General features: G+C 47.3%; 17 protein-coding genes. 10 read left to right on the top strand and 7 right to left on the bottom strand.

What is annotated here, in order from left to right; all coding sequences use genetic code 11:
* The first annotated feature begins 486 nt into the window (after positions 1-486).
* The gene (locus AA84_RS17040) at positions 487-1,764 is read left to right on the top strand and encodes an MFS transporter (protein WP_028976148.1); all 1,278 of its coding nucleotides are present in this window, start codon (positions 487-489) and stop codon (positions 1,762-1,764) included.
* Positions 1,765-1,830: 66 nt separating this feature from the next.
* On the opposite strand, the gene AA84_RS0104125 is transcribed toward AA84_RS17040, so the two are convergent.
* The 5 genes from AA84_RS0104125 to AA84_RS0104105 all read right to left on the bottom strand — a co-directional run bounded on the left by AA84_RS0104125 (position 1,831) and on the right by AA84_RS0104105 (position 8,106).
* Complete coding sequence (locus tag AA84_RS0104125; RefSeq protein ID WP_028976147.1) at positions 1,831-2,712, bottom strand: aminoglycoside 6-adenylyltransferase; 882 nt, start codon at positions 2,710-2,712, stop codon at positions 1,831-1,833.
* 310 nt (positions 2,713-3,022) lie between these two features.
* A complete protein-coding gene (gene efeB / locus AA84_RS0104120; protein ID WP_028976146.1) occupies positions 3,023-4,267 on the bottom strand; it encodes an iron uptake transporter deferrochelatase/peroxidase subunit in 1,245 nt (414 codons plus the stop codon).
* A gap of 20 nt (positions 4,268-4,287) precedes the next feature.
* Positions 4,288-5,442: an iron uptake system protein EfeO gene (gene efeO, locus AA84_RS0104115; protein ID WP_037562929.1), complete on the bottom strand. Its 1,155-nt coding sequence runs from the start codon at positions 5,440-5,442 to the stop codon at positions 4,288-4,290.
* Between the two features lie 6 nt (positions 5,443-5,448).
* Complete coding sequence (locus AA84_RS17035) at positions 5,449-6,915, bottom strand: FTR1 family iron permease (protein WP_051575195.1); 1,467 nt, start codon at positions 6,913-6,915, stop codon at positions 5,449-5,451.
* Between the two features lie 696 nt (positions 6,916-7,611).
* Positions 7,612-8,106: a hypothetical protein gene (locus AA84_RS0104105; protein ID WP_028976144.1), complete on the bottom strand. Its 495-nt coding sequence runs from the start codon at positions 8,104-8,106 to the stop codon at positions 7,612-7,614.
* Positions 8,107-8,264: 158 nt separating this feature from the next.
* Here AA84_RS0104105 and AA84_RS0104100 point away from each other — a divergent pair, with 158 nt between their 5' ends.
* The 7 genes from AA84_RS0104100 (at position 8,265) to AA84_RS17030 (ending at position 13,651) form a co-directional block, all read left to right on the top strand.
* Positions 8,265-9,224, top strand: a complete 960-nt coding sequence (locus tag AA84_RS0104100; protein ID WP_051575196.1) for a CPBP family intramembrane glutamic endopeptidase — start codon at positions 8,265-8,267, stop codon at positions 9,222-9,224.
* 84 nt (positions 9,225-9,308) lie between these two features.
* Entirely contained in the window at positions 9,309-10,103 is a 795-nt protein-coding gene (locus AA84_RS0104095; protein ID WP_037562927.1) for a hypothetical protein, read from the top strand.
* Between the two features lie 41 nt (positions 10,104-10,144).
* Positions 10,145-10,522, top strand: coding sequence for a GntR family transcriptional regulator (locus AA84_RS0104090; protein ID WP_028976141.1), 378 nt, complete (start codon positions 10,145-10,147; stop codon positions 10,520-10,522).
* The gene (locus tag AA84_RS0104085) at positions 10,519-11,211 is read left to right on the top strand and encodes an ABC transporter ATP-binding protein (protein ID WP_028976140.1); all 693 of its coding nucleotides are present in this window, start codon (positions 10,519-10,521) and stop codon (positions 11,209-11,211) included. The genes AA84_RS0104090 and AA84_RS0104085 overlap by 4 nt, the downstream gene beginning before the upstream one ends.
* Positions 11,201-12,139, top strand: a complete 939-nt coding sequence (locus tag AA84_RS0104080) for an ABC transporter ATP-binding protein (RefSeq protein ID WP_028976139.1) — start codon at positions 11,201-11,203, stop codon at positions 12,137-12,139. Before AA84_RS0104085 ends, AA84_RS0104080 begins: the two co-directional genes overlap by 11 nt.
* On the top strand, positions 12,132-13,088 hold the full coding sequence (locus AA84_RS0104075; protein ID WP_028976138.1) for an ABC transporter permease: 957 nt from the start codon (positions 12,132-12,134) through the stop codon (positions 13,086-13,088). The genes AA84_RS0104080 and AA84_RS0104075 overlap by 8 nt, the downstream gene beginning before the upstream one ends.
* 311 nt (positions 13,089-13,399) lie before the next feature.
* Complete coding sequence (locus tag AA84_RS17030) at positions 13,400-13,651, top strand: hypothetical protein (RefSeq protein WP_051577803.1); 252 nt, start codon at positions 13,400-13,402, stop codon at positions 13,649-13,651.
* Positions 13,652-13,708: 57 nt separating this feature from the next.
* On the opposite strand, the gene AA84_RS0104065 is transcribed toward AA84_RS17030, so the two are convergent.
* On the bottom strand, positions 13,709-14,332 hold the full coding sequence (locus AA84_RS0104065) for a L,D-transpeptidase (protein ID WP_223362308.1): 624 nt from the start codon (positions 14,330-14,332) through the stop codon (positions 13,709-13,711).
* An 81-nt stretch (positions 14,333-14,413) separates the two neighbouring features.
* Positions 14,414-15,244, bottom strand: a complete 831-nt coding sequence (locus AA84_RS0104060) for a lipoate--protein ligase family protein (RefSeq protein ID WP_028976136.1) — start codon at positions 15,242-15,244, stop codon at positions 14,414-14,416.
* A 125-nt stretch (positions 15,245-15,369) separates the two neighbouring features.
* Between AA84_RS0104060 and AA84_RS0104055 the strand changes: the two genes are divergently transcribed.
* Together AA84_RS0104055 and AA84_RS0104045 are read left to right on the top strand one after the other, a co-directional pair.
* Positions 15,370-16,101 carry an HD domain-containing protein gene (locus AA84_RS0104055; RefSeq protein WP_128167213.1) on the top strand — a complete coding sequence of 244 codons (732 nt, stop codon included), beginning with the start codon at positions 15,370-15,372 and terminating at the stop codon, positions 16,099-16,101.
* 229 nt (positions 16,102-16,330) lie between these two features.
* Positions 16,331-17,122, top strand: a complete 792-nt coding sequence (locus tag AA84_RS0104045; RefSeq protein ID WP_028976134.1) for a GNAT family N-acetyltransferase — start codon at positions 16,331-16,333, stop codon at positions 17,120-17,122.
* Positions 17,123-17,155: the final 33 nt, after the last annotated feature.

The raw sequence follows: 17,155 nt of genomic DNA, 5'->3' as shown, positions 1-17,155 counted from the left end.
GCAAGCGAGTAACCGAAGCGACGATTCAGCACTGAAAAGACGCGAGCCCATCACACATAAAGAAACTTTCTTAAAGGAACTTTCCTAAAGGAACTTTCCTAAAGGAACTTTCCTAAAGGAACTTTCGCTAAGTGCGCATACGTCCTGTATGCAACGCGAAAGTCATCACATCCTGTGAAAGTACGTCCTGTATGCAACGCGAAAGTCATCACATCCTGTGAAAGTACGTCCTGTATGCAACGCGAAAGTCATCACATCCTGTGAAAGTACGTCCTGTATGCGACGTGAAAGCCACCACATCTTGCGGAAGTAAGGACCGGGCACTTTTTGCCCGGTTTTTCGTATGGCTTGGACTAGTTTTAACCATTTGATGACGAGGTTCCCTAGAGACAAAGCATATTTTCTTTCGAAAACTTCTGAAAAATCTTTTTGGCTAAAAGGATAAGGTATATAATTGGAAGATCATGGACAATCGAAGGTGAGAATATGGATCCAGACCAAGCCCTTTATCTGAAACGGGCGTCACAGCGGCAAATAAAAAAAGCCGTCACTAGCGATTTTATCGGAAGCTTCAGTAGCTCACTTTTTAATTTTGCAATCAGTTTATACATATTAAAACTGACCGGATCGGCAATGAATTTCGGAACAACTTTATTGATCGGTCCGCTAATTGGCATTGTTTTTTCACCATTTATCGGTTACCTTGCCGATCATTACGATCACAAGCGCGTTATGGTTTCGACACAAATCGGATGTGTGCTTTTACTGATTGTGTACAGTCTGCTTTTCCCGCTGCTTGGAAATTGGCATTATTTAATGGTGCTCATCATGGTGGCGACCCTCGGACTAAATGCCCGCCTATTCAGTGTAACGTATATGTCAGCAATTTCCCGTCTTGTCGAAAAAGCGTTTATTCAACAGTTGAATGCCTTGGAGCAGTCGGCAAACTCGCTTGCGCAAATTCTCGGGCCTATAGCTGCCGGTGTCGTATTTGCGTTCGTACCGTTTCGGTCATTTATCTATTTTGAAATTGTCGCTGAGCTCGTGGTTGTTCTGATTGTGCTCACGATGAACTTTCAGCTTGTTGAACCGCCTGTCATGCAGCAGGGCAGCAAATCAGAGTCGATGTGGGCATCGATGAGGCAGGGATTGGTTTATGTGAAAAAACGACCGTTGATCTTGATGATGATTCTCGTTGCCTCGGTACTCAACTTTCTCTGCGGTGTATTTAACGTTGGTTTCCCGTATCTCATTGTTCAAGTCCTGCACATGCAAAATATTCAATACAGTCTCACTGAAGCGCTGTTTTCATTAGGGATGGTCGCCGGCGGGCTTCTGGCGGCGAAATTGACAGTGGACAGCAATCCGATTGGAATGGTCAGCAAGTCGCTTTTTTTTGAAGGACTGCCACTGATTTTCGCCATCATTCCGCTTCTTTTTACACTCAATTCATGGGTGTCGACCTTCATTTTTGGGAGCATTAATTTTGTATTGGCACTGGTTCTGGTCTTTGTTAACGTACCGTTGACCACATACATGCAAAAGACGATTCCGATGCATTACCAGGGCCGTGTTTTTACGATTTTGATGGTTGGCGCGACCTCGCTGCAGCCGCTTGGCATGTTTGTTTACGGGGTGCTGTTCCAGTATACATCAGCCATTGGCATCATTATTGGTTCGTTTATCGGCATGCTCGCGGTCAGTTTTTGCGCATGGACAGTCAGCCGCCGCGGCGCGTTTCAGGAAGAGAAGCTTCAAGGCTAATACACTCAGCGCAACGATAATAAAAAAACTCGGGCACCTGTGTGTCCGAGTTTTGCTGTCTAACGATTAGTCAAACGCCTTTGCCTCTTTAGGCAGTGCATGCACGTGATTCAAATAGTTAGTGACGTTCCGGTCATCGGCTTTGGCGTACTCATAGCCGAAATGATCTGCCACATGCTGCGCAAGTCGTCGAAAAAGTGCGCGCATGCGAAAAAGAGCTTGCCAGATGTGCTCTGAATCTGCATCCGGGTATGTGCTTAGATAGTCTTGCCAAACGTCTGCTTCGACATAGCGAGGCAAGTATTTGCCACATTTGCCTGCACTCACAGTAAAATCAGTGCGTACGCCTGCATGCCAAGAGAGCATGCGTACCATCATATCACGGACCGGGTTCTCAAGCATCGCTTTGGCATAAGGCATTTCGCCGCGCCATAACCCCTTAGCTACATAGGGTGCTACCCAGCAAAATTCATTACAACAATCGGCGAACTGCTGTTTGCTCGGTGGCGCGATGTGGTAATTCCGGTCGTATGAAGGTGGTACGGCATTAAATTGCCCATCCTTATCAAGCAGGATGACGCTCAGACTGTCGCCATTCACATAATCGTTGGCTTGTTCCGGAGTCATCAGCGTCAAATCGATTCGGTTGCCATCCTTAAAGAGCATTAAGTAGGTGAAGTGCTGATCGGATAATGCTGGCGTTCCGCAGCCGATGTCCGTCAGATCGGGCATCTGCAGGATGATGCGTTCACCAAAGACGTCGATCCATCGATGGTCAGACGTGAACGCGGATACTTTGCGTGTGACGTAAACGATATCGTAATCTTGAAAACAATCACGAGGCGCATCCGGATTTGCCCGTGAGCCGTTTAGGATGACCGCGCGAATGCGTTCATCATTGATTGCCTGGTCCAGAATCCGTTGGTTCATTTGTTGTTCTGTTCGCATTTTATTTCCTCCATTTATTGTAATGGTGAAAAAATCGCAGATGGGCGGAGGTGACTCAGAACGGGTCTAATGCCGGTTTAATGATTTCATTGTATTGTCCTTTCTGTATGAAAAACCGTTTCGTGATCTTCGTTTAAAAGAATGACAGAGGATCGATTGGCTGCGCTTCGCTGTAGGGGTGTAAAACGCTTTTCTTGATTCACACAATGCATTTCTGACTGATTATTAAGATTATTATACGTGAATTAGGCTAGCCGTGGAAATAATTAAGCCCCCGTGCACAGGAGCACGAGGGCAGAACGTATCCAAGTTATTCAAATAAATGCTGAGCGAAATACTCATTTTTCTTAATGCCGGCAGGGATGGCAAACAGTCCTGTGGCGATGTGATCGGTATATTCATTGAGCGCATCGCTTTTACCAAGCAAACGCAGCATTGGAATGAAGCTGTCTTGGGGTTTATTTTGATAGGAAATGAATAAAAGCCCCGCGTCTAAATTTCCGGTTTGCGGCTGGATGCCGTTCGTGTATGAATAGGCGCGCCGGTAAATCTGTTTTCCCGTTCCATGTGCCAGTCGAACATGCGCATCTGCTGGCATCTTGTTCATAATGACCGGATCTTTTTCATGCCTCTGTCCGAATGGTGCGCCGGAATTTTTCTTTCGTCCGAAAACATTTTCTTGATCGCTGTACGAATCCCGATCCCAAGTTTCAATGATCATTTTAATCTTACGGTAGCCAAGATAGGTTCCGCCACGCATCCACTGCGGTTCATCGCTGCCTGTCCAGATGACGTTCTTCTGGTCCTCAGAATCAGCGACGTTCGCCGTTCCGTCTTTGAAGCCAAATAGATTCCTTGGAGTTTGGCCCTTTGGCGCATTGAGAAAGCCCGACTCCATCCAGCGAATGTTCGCTGTGCCAAGTGCTTCTTTGATCAGATTGCGCAAGGCATGAAAGGCCACTTGCTGTACATCGGCACAGACCTGAACACAAAGATCTCCGTTTGAAATAGCAGGATCCAGCGTTTCATGGGCGATATGCGGCATCGCTGTGAGCTGTTTCGGCATGTGGGCTGCGACCCCAAAGCGGTCTTTCCCATCCTTGGTGAAGAAAGAATGACCAAGTCCAAAGGTGATCGTTAGATTTGCCGCGCCGAGATCGCGCGCCTCATTCGTGTCGTTTGGCGGCAGCTCTTTATTGTCGCTGTTGACTTCGCGTTTGCCTTGCGTCAGCGTGGCAGCCAAGCGTGTCCAAGTGATGAATAGTGCCATGATTTTGGCTGCATCATGTACCGATGGATCAATGTCGAATGCGGCGAGATAACCGTAGTTTTGATGGGCAGTTGTGATGCCGGCCTGATGATTTCCGAAGAATGGGACGGTGGATTGATTTGCGGCATTCGCTTCACCGTTTTTATTGCCAAGCAGTTCAAGTACAGTACCGAAGCCGCTTGCGCCAAGCGCGATGCCTCCGCCGGCGAGTGCCGTCATTTTCAACATATCCCGTCTTGAGTACTCTTTTTGCTCATTTGGAGTGCTCAGATCATCTTTGGCCATGAGGGATCAACCCTTTCTGTTTAGAATATTTTTGCTGTCTGGGCCATCAGCTTGGATAGCTTGCTCAATTCATTGCTGATTTCTCGGATCTGTTCTTTGTTCAGTTTCGTATAGTCTTCGTATTCGGTATCTGATTTTTTGTATTTCAGCATTTGTTTGTCAAACGCTTGAAATTGCTTGTCGATTTGGTTTGCCAGATCTTTATGGCCTTGAATCAGCGCCGGAATGGCAGCCTGATAAACGGCTTTTGAACCGTCAACATTTGCTTGAAGATCGACGAGATCTGTATGTGAGTAGCGCTCTTCTTCACCGGTAATCTTGCTGGTTGCGGCTTCTTCAAGCAGTTCCATTGCCCCGGCGACCATCGCTTTTGGTGTCAGCTTGAACGATTTTGCTTTCTTTTGCAGACTGAGCACATCGGCCATGAGCTTATCGGCATACTTTTCTTGGCCTTTCAGACTGTTCTTCTCCCACAACGCGCGTTCAATTTCATGAAAGCCACTCCAGTCGGATTCGGTCTCTACGTCATTGATCCGTGCGTCGATTGCCGGATCAAGGTCTCCGAAACTTTCAGCGATTGGTTCGGCCCGTTCGTAGTAGATACGCGGCAATGTATAGCGTTTCTTCGCTTTTTCAACGTCTCCGTCTTTAACTGCCTGGACGAAAGGTTTGGTTGTTTTGACAAGCTGATCAATCTGTTCATCAGCATACTTCAAGTAATCATCAACGGCCTGATCCATTTGCTTGGACGGTTTTGCTTTGGTTTCTTTTGCTGCAAGCAGATCGCTGAGCTGGTCGGTCAAGGCCCTGCTGTTTTCTTTAACTTGTGCTGCATTGGGATTTTCCAAATTTGATTGCGCATAAATCGGTTGCTGATAGCGTTCAATTTTTGCGTATTGGAGCGGGAAACGGTCACGGACACCATTTTCATAGGAAAGCCACTGAGTGTTTAGTTGTTTGCCGTATTTTTTAATGGCGGCGGTATCGTTTTTTTCTAACGCTGCTTGAAGATTCTTGTTGATTTGCTGCATCTTTTTCGTCCCCTGTTTAACTGGATCTGCGGTTGTTTGTGCTGATTTTTCACCATCGGATTTCTGCGCACTGCTGCAAGCGGAGATGGGGAGGAGCATCAGTGCAGCTAAAAGGATAAACATGATTTTCTTTTGATTTGTCATGAGAAGTTAAGCCTCCTTGGCTTGTTTGCTGTTTGTATGAAATACGTTCATCAACCATCTTTTTGAAAGAACGATGACGAAAATAACAAGGCATATCGCCTGCGGCACAATGCTGTACCAGGATGGGAAGATGCTCAGACTGTTTACGGAAGGCAAACGATCGGACACCGAGGAAGGCAATACGCCGGCCATTTGCAAACTGTGGATGCCTGAACCCATAAATTTGAAACCTAAGTAAAAGACCACAAAACTTGAGATCATAAAGAATGGACGAAGCGGCAGCAGAACGCCAAGCTTCAGCATGAGCACACCGATCACGATTAGAAAACCGAAGCCAATGGCGATCCCGAGAATCAACGTTGATGCCGGCATGCGTCCGGCCATTCCAATAAGAAAAATGACGGTTTCCATGCCCTCACGCAGCACAGCGATGAAGGCAAGCAGCGCAAACGAGATCATTTTGCGCTTGCTGATTGCTTGAGCCGTTTGCGACTTAATGAACGCATTCCAGCGTTGGATATCAGCATTGCGGTGCAGCCAGTAGCCGACATAGAGTAGCATCAGACTGGCAATGACGCCCGACCAGCCGTTGATCAGCGAATTGTTGTTGCCGAAGGAAGCGACTGAAAGTAGGAACGAAACCAGTGCGCCGACAGCTAGACAGACAACGATGGCAAGCGTTGTACCGCTCCAGATCCACAGCTTAGCAGGCGTTGAATCGGCTTTGCGCGCAAACGTCAGCAATGCGCCGATGACGAGCAGAGCCTCAAGTCCTTCGCGAATCGGAATGAGTGCGGCATCCCACATCCCGTAATTCGCTGAGGCGAGTGGTTTAAGGCTCGTGATCATCTCGTCAATCAGTGGCTGCGCTTTTGAATGCGTTTTCGGATTTGCCAGGTAAGCATCCATCATGACGAGATTTTTCTCCGACTCGGTATAGATACTCTGTGATTGACTGACCACATCCCCTTCTACAGAAAGCCAGTCCTGTTGCAACTGTTTGACCTGGGTGGCTGCGGTGACCCAATCCTTTTGCTCCAAAGCGTGTTTGGCGTTCTCAAGCTCCGTTATGTAAGAACCTAGGGATTGGTGCGTCGAACTTTTGACGCCGCCATATAACCCGCTTTGGTAATCCTGAAGCGTCTGCCTGAGCGTGCTGAGACTTTTGATTGACTGTTTGCGATTGCCGTTAAGCAGATCTAGTGAAGCGGAACTGATGTCCTGACTTAATTGAATGGAGACATCGAGCGAGCTTTTAGATACCGCTGTTTTGTGCTGCTGCCACCACGTTTTAAATGATGAATAAGGCGCATCCGCCGATTGACCTTTTTGAAGGGCGGTGATCGCCTGATTCAAGTCTTTCAGTGCAGGAGAGACATCCACTGCCTTTGCCGCATGTGCAGGAAAAGGATGGAGAAGGCTGAGCAAAAGCAACACGATCATGATTGCGCCGATGCTATGGCGCCGATTCATATACAAACACCTCCGTATTGGAAATGATAATCATTTTCAACTAAGCATTTATAGTTTAGTAGCCTTACATAAAGGTGTCAATAAAAATTTTAAAAAGTGAATAAATAATGTGATGAATGTTATAGATAAAACAATAATTTTGTTAGGGTGAGCGTGAGAGACGAGCAACATCACATGAAGAATGGGCTAGAAATGGTAGAAAATAAGAAAAACCGGGTAAAATACGCCCGGTCCTTCATTTTCAGCTATGTGTGGCGGGTTCATGTCTTTTCAGTGCTGAATCGTCGCTTCGGTTATTCGCTTGCCGCGGGTGCACCACGAGTCTCCCCAGACAGGCAGAAATCTGCGGGGCTCGTTGGCACGCATCAATAAAGCGCGATCCCGCAGGCGTCAGAGTACCTTCGCTCGGATTCTCGGTCAAGATACGGGTCTATGGGTTTGAAGACGAGGCAAAACCTTATCCTGCGAGCAAAGACGGATAGGGAATGAGCAAGAAGAGATCGGGGATGTGTAACGGTGGATCACCTATTGGAAAACTTGGCTTTGCCAAGCCTCTGGCGAAGGCAAAGTCGCCGTCGCGACGGCCATGGACGGCCTAGTGTTCGGTGAGCCGCAGGACGCGGCGTTCTACCGAAAATCTTTTATTTTTTATACTTTCTTACCAGTGTGAAAAAAGCGCCGCTTGCCTGCGGCGCCTCATTTCCGGACGAAGCCTTCTTCCGTTAAATATTCCACCGCTTCTTTATAGGTTCGGAACGTTCCGTCGAGTAAATCTCCAGCATAGACGTTCCACAATGCATTGTCGTAGACAATTTCCAGTTCGCTCCGGCCGCTTGGCGTCACCCAAAGTTCGTGATCGTTGCCGTTCGCGGTTTCTCTTTTATAGAGGCCTTCAGGCGACAGCGCAAAAATGGCTTTTTTCAGTAATTCTCGGAGCTCCTCTTCAGAGAAATCGCGGATGTTGACCATACCTTTGGCATCAGCATCGTAGCCATCAATTCCTTTGGCGTATACATAGCCGTTGCCGTTCGGATGCAGATGATAGACGACGTTTTTCTTGTCTGTCGCACTACCATTGTATTGGAAATTCAGCCTTCCCAGTGAGACTTTCTTTTGTTCAAGTTCGCTAAAGGATTCAATAATCGCAAGCTTTTGATTGAAATCAAGTAACAAAGATGCGTTCAACTCCATTTTCTCGTTTTGTCGGTTTATTATAGCATACCCAGCTTCAGTAAAGGAACGCGGGAATATTTACGCTTTGCGTGCGGGTCTAACCCAACCGGGAATTGACAGAAACAAATCATCACTGTACTATTTTACTAATACAATGATGTGTTAGAGGGATGCTTATGAATGGTAATAGAGCTAAACGGAAGAAAATAAAGCGTCATTTTAGAAAACTGGGGATTTCATTGCTGTTTCAAGGGGGATTATTATGGGCCGTGGTGATTGCATTTATGGTTGTTCAAATCTTCCCGGCGCTGTTTCTCACCCCTGACCTGACGGAACAACAGATGGAGAAACAATTCATTAATCCCCTGCAGGAAAGCGGCTGGCCGATGATTCTTGCGGTGGTGATCGCTTTTATCCCGCTCCTGATCTATCGAAAGAAGCTGTTTTGGACGCATGATTTAACAACTGTTGGAAAAAGGATGAATCGTCGCATCGTTTTTATCGGGTTTGTGTTTGTTCTCGGACTTAATATGATTTTCATGCTGATCATGTATCCGGTCGAAGGACTGCTGCATCTTTTCGGTTATACGGCAGAGCCGTCTGAAGAAATTCTGGAAGGGTCGAAGACAATCAGTATGTTTGTCTATACTTGCTTGATTGCACCGATCTTTGAAGAATTTATTTATCGCGGCGCTGTTTTGCGCAGCCTAGAACGCTTTGGCTCATTTTTTGCGATTACGGGTTCGGCGCTGCTGTTCGGCATGATGCACGGCAATATTATTCAACTGCCGGTCGCCTTTGGAACCGGCATAGTTCTTGGCTATTTGGCAAAGACCTATTCCATTTGGTTGACCATACTCATACACAGTTTGAACAACTTGCTGAGCGAAGCGATCAGTGCGGTACACTCTGAGGTATTATCAGCCATCCTGAATAGCGGGTTACTTGTTGCGGTCTTCCTGGTTCTTGGCGTTTTTCTCTATAAAAATAGAAATGCTATTCGAAGCTGGCTGCATGCTGCGTGGGAAAAGCGTCCGGAAAAGAAATTGTGGTTGTACTTTTTTACCTCCATTCCCATAATCCTCTTGCTTCTGTTCAATGGCGTGGCGATTCTGCTCGGTATTGAAAAATTATAAGCACGTTCTAAGGTGAATTGACAAAACGGGATGTCTAGTGTATTATTTAACTAATACGGTAATATAAATAAACGGGGGATATACATGAAAACGGTTTGGTTTACATTGTTCAAAAAGGAATTGAGGCTCGGCTGGATGGCTTTCGTGATCTTTTTGATCCTGCAGCTGCTGCTCATGGCTCTGGGCGTATTCTTGAACTTTCGCTACGGCGATGACGGAAATGTCGCACCGATGGTTATCGGTGTCATGCTGACCATTCTGTTGTTGTTCTATGTTCCGGTATACCTGCTTTTTACGGTCATTCAGGAGCGGAAAACGTTTCATATCTGGATGCAGAATCCGCTGCCCGGATGGTCAATGCTCCTTGCAAAATTGTCTGGAGCGTTGGTTTACTTTATCGGCACTACGGCGATTGTCGGCACCTACACATGGGTAAGTCTGATGAGAATCACCGAGATGCCGCAGGAATTATCTCTCTTTCGAATCACCATGCTTGCTGTGCTGATCTTGATTTGGAGCGGCATCGGCGGCGGGATCACCTTTCTTTTCCTTTGGATGGTTCAGCGCACGATGCGGTCGCGCATTGGAAAATGGGCTTGGATCGTCTTGATTGTCGGCATCGTGGTTTACTCCATTATTGATGGGAAATTTATCGAATCCGGAGCATTCGCGTTTCTAACCGATTGGGGCCCGATTCAAAATGTTTCAGTGCTGCACTTTGTAATGCCGGACGGCGCACCGACAACGCTGAGCACAGATTTTGCAACGGCTGATCCAATTGGTCTGACGGTGGGCGATATTGTCCTTGATCTGGTGAAAACGGTGATTATGTTTATTCTGGCTGCTTGGCTAACCGATCATAAGCTGGAGGCATCATAAGTGTATGAATAACGAATGTGACAGCAAGGAGGAGAACGCGCATGGCCCAGCCATTTAACCCGTCTGTTCCGATCTATTTACAATTGTGCGAGCGTATTAAAAACAGGATTATCCGCGGTGAAATTGGAATAGGTGAACGTTTGCCTTCCGTTCGAGAGTTGGCTATTGACGCGGCAGTAAATCCGAATACCGTGCAGCGTGCGTACCGAGAACTTGAAGAAACGGGCATCGTTGAGAAAAAACGTGGACAGGGGACCTTTGTAACGGAGAAACCTGCCGTACTGCAGCGCATGCGCGAGGAATTGAAAACCAGCCATATCAAGCTGTTTGTGTCTGAGATGCGTGAAATGGGTTACTCAGAACGGGAAATGCTGGATGGATTGAAAGACTTTTTAACGGATAAGGAGGAAAAGGAATGATTCAGTTAGAAGGCGTATCGAAGCGCTATTTAACGAAAAAAGCGTTGAAAGACGTCAGCCTGCAAATCGAACCAGGCCAGATTACCGGGCTGATCGGCTCAAATGGCAGCGGCAAGTCAACAACGTTGAAGCTGATCGCCGGATTGCTCCGACCCACACATGGCACTGTGCTCATTGATGGTGAGACGGCCAATCGAAGAATCTGTCGAAAGGTCGCCTATTTGTCTGAGTTGGACAGTTATTATTCATTTCTTACGGTCTTGGAAACCGTTGACTTTTATGCGCGTACCTTCAGTGATTTTAATCGCGTGAAAGCTGAAGAGATGCTCGATTTCATGAAGTTGGATCGTATGCAGAAGGTCAAGCATCTCTCAAAAGGCAATCGCGGCCGTTTGAAAATTGTTGTGACGCTTGCCCGCGAGGTGCCGTTTCTTTTGATGGATGAGCCGCTTTCCGGACTGGACCCAATGGTGCGCAGCTCAATTATTAAGGGCTTGATTTCATTCGTTGATTTGGAAAAACAGACGGTGATCATCACAACGCATGAATTGCAGGAAATCGAACCACTCTTGGATTCGGTCATTCTGATTAAAAACGGAGTGATTCTTGATCAGAAGCGTGTTGAAGCGATTCGTCGCAATGAGAAGTTAAGTCTGAGTGATTGGATGGTGGAAAAGTATGGCGAATAATGCCGCAGAAAAGAAACCGGCCGTACGCTTGGAACATGTGAGTAAACGTATTGGCGGGAAAACGATTATTGATGATTTAAGCTTTGAGATCTACAGCGGTGAAGTCTTCGGATTTCTTGGTCCCAACGGTGCAGGGAAAACGACGACCATTCGTATGATCGTTGGCTTGATGAGAATGTCCCAGGGAAACATTTACATACAGGGCCACAGCATCAATGGCGAATTTAAAAAAGCAATCCGTCAGGTCGGCGCGATTGTTGAGAATCCGGAAATGTACAAATTCCTAACCGGGTACCAGAACCTCATTCACTATGCGCGCATGATCCCGGGAATTAGCAAAGACCGGATTATGGAAGTGGTCAAATTGGTTGAACTTCAGGATCGTATTCATGAAAAAGTGAAGCGCTATTCGCTCGGAATGCGTCAGCGCCTCGGTGTCGCTCAAGCGCTGCTGCATCACCCATCTGTGCTGATTCTTGATGAACCAACGAACGGACTTGATCCGCAAGGTATTCATGATTTGCGCAACTATTTGCATGAATTGTCGCGCAAAGAAAACGTGGCGGTGATTGTTTCCAGCCACCTGCTTTCCGAAATGCAGCTGATGTGCGATCGCATTGGCATTCTGCAAAAAGGAAAACTTGTCGGCGTTGAAAAAGTCAATGAATTCATTGAAAAAGGTGCGGCAAAAGTACGGATTCAGGTTGATGATGGTCGCCTAGCCGCGCAAGCGATCAAAGAGAAGCTGGCGATTGAAACCGAACGGATTGACGAGACAACGATCGAACTGCCGGTGGAACATGAAAAAATTCCGGTCGTCGTCGATACATTGGTGCTTTCAAAAATAAGGATTTATGGTGTAGCCGCTGTTGCAAAATCACTGGAAGACAGATTCCTGGAAGTTACAGGGGGGAAGAGCGTTGAGTAATTTTTTTGGACTGCTGCAAAATGAAAACATGAAAATTTATCGCCGAACATCGGCGAAAGTCATGATTATCATTCTTTTAGGGCTGATTTTAACCGCCGGTCTCATTATTAAATTAAACAGTCCCGAGCCAAAGAATGATCACAATTGGAAACAGATGCTGGTTCAAGACAATAAGAACATGGAAAAACAAATGGCATCGGTAAAAGGGAACAAACAGGCCACCGATTACTTTAAGAAAACAATCAAGATGAATGAGTACCGGATCGATCATAATCTAAAACCGGCGCAAGGCGAAACGTTGTGGAGCTTTGTTCAAGGCGCGGGCAGCAACCTGATTATTGTGATCAGCATTTTCACCATTATCGTCGTGTCCACCTCGATTGCCAGCGAATTCGACACGGGGACGATTAAATTGCTGCTGATTCGTCCGATCTATCGCACGGAAATTCTTCTGTCGAAATATATTTCTACTTTATTGTTCACCGTTGTTTGTCTGATCACGTTGTTTATCGCCTCATGGCTTGTGGGCGGGATCTTCTTCGGCTTTGGCGGTGCGGGTGAGGCCCATCTGGTGTATGACCATGGCACGGTCTACCAATCGAGTTGGACGCTCGCCGTTTGGAAGGACTACCTGCTCAATTGCGTCTCACTCTTCATGATGGTGACGTTCGCAGGACTGATCGCCGCCGCATTCCGAAACGGAGGACTTGCGATTGGCCTATCGATCTTTACCTTGATGGCTTCCTCAATTGTCGTTAGTCTGCTTGCCAAATATGACTGGGTAAAATATGTGCTGTTTGCCAATACCGATCTGACGCAGTATACGACCGGATCGCCGTTGCGCGACGACATGACCCTCGGCTTTTCACTCGCAGTTCTCGTCGTTTATTACATCATTTTCGTTTTGGTCGGCTGGCTTTTCTACACACGCCGCGATATTAAAGCATAAACAATACCTGAAAGAGGGCGTTCCAAAGTCACTCGTTGACTTTGAGACGCCTTTTTCACGGGAAAAGAAAGTATAAGATTTTGCCCTGTCTTCAAACCAATAGCCCAGTGTTTTGGCCAAGAATCAAAGCGCAGAGCGAGACGCCTGCGGGATCGTGCTTAGTTGATGCGTGCCAGCGAGCAGTTGGAGCGGCGCGAATTACAAAAAATTTTTCACAGTCGCGGATCGCAATGAAGACTAAGTTCATAATTAACCTGTAGACTAAAGGTGATCAAGAAAGACAGGTCTAAGAATCAAGGAGGATGACGAACATGAAGCATATCTTTTCATTCAAAGTGTATGCTGCCGCCTTCCATGTCAAACAGATGATTCGCTTTTACAAGTATTGCGAAAAACTAGGTCAAGATGTATACATTTATGGAAAAAATCAGGTGAAACAAGTCCACAAGATGTCCGATTGGCTAACACTTCTGATTGATAATTTGTCAAAGGGCGATGAGTGTCTTGTTGTGGTTGAAGGAAGTCGCGCAGGTCAGCTAAGAAAATCTTTTTCCTTCGCTTAATTGAATGGAGATGAAATAAGCAGCTTGGTTCTCTTTGGAAACCAAGCTGCTTATTTTTTAGGCATGAATGACTACTTTGGTGTTGTATGGGATATGCTCGTACACCCATTTGGCGTCGGGAACGGTGAGATGAATGCATCCGTGTGAATCTTTTTTACCTAGGTTTGCTGCATCGGCCGGCAGCACCTGTTTGTTTTGGTTCATTGGGACACTGTGAAAGAGAAATTCGCCGTGGTTTTTCCAGGATACCCAGTATTTTGCGCCTTCTTTGTATTTCGGGGAGTAGAACCATTTTCCGCGTTCCGCCTGGATGTAGTAGGTTCCGGTCGGTGTTGTTGTATCCGGACTGCTATCAAGACCGGTTGATGCCTGCATGGTGTACAAGGTGCGGCTACCGCTTTTGATGTACACTTTTTGTTTCTTGATCGCCACATCGATCCAAAGTGGCTCATTTTTTCCGATGACCGGATAACTGCCGCCGGACGGTTTATTCCAAGAGACAGGCCGCGCTTTTGAAGATGATGCCGGCGTTTTCTCCTTGCTACTGATCGTGTGGCTGGTTTGGTTTTGCTCCGCTTGACGACCGGAAAAGCTGTGCGGCGAAAGTAACGGCAAAAAAGCGGTGATGCCCATCGCTGCAATAAGGGCAAACACAATGCAAACTTTATAGAAAACGTTCATGATTATCCTACCTTCATAACCTGGATAAAGATTTTCTTCCCTTTATTGTTCGACTGTCAGTACACCAATTTTGGGACTTTGTTACATGAAGTCGAACGCTTTTTCATTCCGACGAATCATTCGCTCGTAGTAGCTGCCAAAGGCAAGGGATTCTTCAGGCGACAAAGATGATGAAGATTGAACGGTTCCCAAGCTTTGCAGGCTGCACAGGCACGCATGAACGAGTCCCTGAACGGTTAATGGACACCCGCTGATTTCTTCCAAGGATGCCATAACCTTCGGGTCAATGTCGGGATAGGCAAAATGTGTCGCCTCCCCTTGCAGCGCTTGCGTATAAAAGGAACGAATCAGTTGCGCGCGCTGCGAACCGCTGCCGCAGACGCAGAGATAGATTTGTACGGCGACCCCTTGCTTGACACGGCGCTGCGAAATGCCGGCAAACTTGCGCCCGCTCGAGCTCAGGTCATAGCGGCCGGGGCAGTAGGACCGGTTGATTTCGCCACAGTTGAAGACGATGTCCAGCGGCGCCAGCATTTTCTTCATAAATGCTGTCATGGCTTCAAACCCATCATCGATCGTCGATGCCCCATCCTTTTCCGGAAAAATCAAAGAGAGATTGAGCACGCCTTGATCAAGAACAACGGCAAGTCCGCCTGAATTGCGTACGATGAAGTTGAATCCGTGGGCCCGCAGTACATCAAGCCCTGCACGCAGATGGGGCAGTCGGGTATCTTGTATACCGAGCATCACCGTTTGATGGTGAACCCAGAGCCGGGCAGTGCATGGCGACTGACCACTTCCGACCGATTGGCAGATGGCGTCATCAATCGCAAACGACTGTCTGCCGTCAAAGCCTCTGCCTAAGCTGCTTTGATCGATCACACGCCACACGGGCTGATTGAGCAGCGACATGGGAATGCCTCCTTTTTTCGTCGATTGATCTACTCCTATTATAGCAAGTGATCGGTTTGTTTTCGAAACATACGTCGGTAGCGGTGCTTCGCGTTGCAGCAGCAGATGAGGGATGCGCTATAATTATGGGAGAAAGTGAGGTTGAGAGAGCGATGAATCGTGTTGCACAGACCGAAAGTTATCTGAAAGAAAAGTTCAAGAGCGAGAGCAGCGGCCATGACTGGGCGCATTTGTACCGTGTGTATCGGACGAGCCTGCAAATCTTGGCGGGTGAAGCGCCGCATCAAGCAGATAAACAAATTGTTTCTTTAGGCGCGCTTCTGCATGATATCGCCGACTGGAAATTCCATCACGGTGATGAATCGGTCGGTCCGCGCGCCGCCGCAACCTGGCTGAAATCATTGCATACGGACGAGCCGACCATTCAAGCCGTGTGCACCATAATCAGCGAGCTTTCGTTTAAAGGGGCCGGTGTGCAGACCCCAATGTCAACCCTTGAAGGGAAGATTGTCCAAGATGCGGACCGGCTGGATGCGCTAGGCGCGGTTGGAATTGCACGTGCTTTTGCTTATGGCGGATTTAAGCATCGAATGATGTTTGATCCGGGAGCGCCGCCGCATCTGCATCAGACGGCGGAGCAGTACAAGGCGCAGCAGTCAACAACCGTCAACCATTTCTTCGAAAAGTTACTGCTCCTTCGGGATCGTATGAATACAGAAACAGCTCGAAAACTGGCTGAAGAACGGCATCGCTTTATGGTCGATTTCTTAGACCGTTTTTTAAAGGAGTCCCATGCGGACGAATCGGTGCATCTGCGTCTGCTGCGGACTTTTTGTCAAACCGAGAATGATTCGTGAATGCGCGAAATAAACAGCCGGCGGATCATGAAGGAAAACGTGTTCATTTATGGGCCCAAGTGTGCCGACAATCACTTCATATCCACGAAGGATAGGCTAAACTGTATAGAAATTCAATGGCTGCAGAAAGCCGATGAAGCGTTTTGTGTTTGGATCGAGGCGTGATCATGGCTTATCCATGACTCGGCAGTTAGGGTAAGAAATAGGAATGAGAGAGGGGGCCGTGTGAATGATCCGACAGCTTACCGAGAAAGACAGAGACCTAGTCATGCGCTTTGCTGGCGATCGACCGGCAGAGAATCTATTTATATTTGGGGATATTGAAGCATATGGTCTAGAGGGCGAATGTGTTACCCTGTGGGGGGACTTTGACGGCCAAGGAGCTTTGCGCAGCATTCTGCTCCGTTATCTTGGCAATTTTATTCCCTATGCACGAGATGCCAAACTGCTTGACGGCAAGATATGGGCGGACGTGATTACGCGCTGCAGCGTACTAACTTGCCTGTCCGGCCTGCAAAATCTAGTGCAAAAAATACTTCCTTACATGAGTAAGCCCGTACAAAAGGAACAGCTCTGTTATTACGCAGCGCGAGATCTTGGCGCACCTCTTGATAAATCAACGGCACGTAAAGATGTGAAAATGCTCTTTCCTGAAGAAGCAGAAAAAATTATTGCGCTGCGTCAGACGATTTTCTCTAATCATGCGGAGACGCCGGCAACCCTCCAGAAGAATATGGATCAAGGGATTTCCAGAACGTTCTACATTGAACGGAATAATGAACCCGTCAGCAGTGTATCAACCACAGCCGAGACAGCCGGAGCGGCGATGATTGTCGGTGTTTGTACGAAAAAAGGATATGAGCACCAAGGGTTTGCAACCAGTTGTCTGATTAAGACGATCAGCGCGCTGCAAGCCGAGCATAAACGCCCCTGTTTGTTTTATGATCATCCGGTCGCCGCACGTATCTACGAAAAACTCAACTTTATTCCAATAGGAAAATGGATGATCGAACGTTATTAAAGGATATAAGAGGCTGACACTGCGGCACTTGCC

Source organism: Sporolactobacillus terrae DSM 11697 (assembly GCF_000648615.1).
GTDB classification, from domain to species: Bacteria; Bacillota; Bacilli; order Bacillales; family Sporolactobacillaceae; genus Sporolactobacillus; species Sporolactobacillus terrae.
The sequence above is the reverse complement of the archived record's forward strand: the minus strand, read 5'-3'. Positions and strand labels throughout refer to the sequence as shown.